1 protein-coding gene is annotated in these 1,090 nt (G+C 64.0%); it reads left to right on the forward strand.

The window, feature by feature from the left end; translation table 11 throughout:
* Positions 1-6 precede the first annotated feature (6 nt).
* Positions 7-1,074 carry an IS630 family transposase gene (locus FCN22_RS21470; RefSeq protein ID WP_238384903.1) on the forward strand — a complete coding sequence of 356 codons (1,068 nt, stop codon included), beginning with the start codon at positions 7-9 and terminating at the stop codon, positions 1,072-1,074.
* Positions 1,075-1,090: the final 16 nt, after the last annotated feature.

Here is a 1,090-nt window from a genome sequence, read left to right on the forward strand (position 1 = left end):
TCCCCGTTGCAGATGTCGGCTGGTCAGCGTGAGGCGTTGGAGGTGTTGTCCCGTTCGCAGGCGGCGCCGCATCGGCAGGTGCAGCGGGCCAAGGCGCTGCTGCTGGCTGCCGATGGGGTTGCCAACACGCGTATCTCGGTGCAGGTTGGGGTGACGCCGGTGACCGTGCGCGCGTGGCGGGAGCGATTCGCCGTCGAGGGGCTGGCCAAACTCGGACAGGTACGCGCTGGGCGGGGGCGCAAGACCTCAATCCCCGAGGAGAAGGTGCAGCAGATCGTGCACGACACGTTGCGGACCAAACCCAAGGGGCAGACCCACTGGTCGTGTCGGACGATGGCCGCTCATCAGGGCGTGAGTTCGGCCACGGTGCAACGGATCTGGCACAACTTGGGGATCAAGCCGCACCTGGTCGACACCTTCAAGGTGTCCAACGATCCAGACTTCGAGGCAAAGCTGACGGACGTGGTCGGTCTGTACCTCGACCCTCCCGACCGTGCCGTGGTGTTCTGCGTGGACGAGAAGTCGCAAGTGCAAGCGCTGGACCGCACCCAGCCCTCGCTGCCGATGACCAAGGGCCGCAATGCGACGATGACCCACGACTACAAACGCAACGGGACGACGACGTTGTTCGCTGCGCTGAACGTTCTCACCGGCGAGGTCACCGGCCGTTGCCTGCCCCAGCACCGGCACCAGGAGTTCCTCAAGTTCCTGAAGGTGATCGACGCCGAAGTGCCCAAAAGCCAAGACGTGCACGTGATCCTGGACAACTACGGCACCCACAAGCACCCGACGATCAAGCAGTGGTTACGCCGGCACAAACGCTTCCACCTGCACTTCATCCCCACCTCCTCGTCCTGGCTGAACCTGGTCGAACGGTGGTTCCGCGACCTCACCGACAAGGCGCTGCGCCGAGGCAGCTTCAACTCCGTGCCCGACCTGATCACCTCCATCGAGGAATACCTCGAGGCCCACAACGAAGAACCCAAACCCTTCGTGTGGACCGCCACCGCGGAGTCAATCCTGGCCAAGGTACGCCGCGCACGGACCCGGCTCGACGAAGTGGTTAGCCAATAGCGAGACGGACCACTAG

Origin of the sequence: Segeticoccus rhizosphaerae, assembly GCF_005222685.1 — a bacterium.
In the GTDB taxonomy this organism is placed as follows: Bacteria; Actinomycetota; Actinomycetes; order Actinomycetales; family Dermatophilaceae; genus Segeticoccus; species Segeticoccus rhizosphaerae.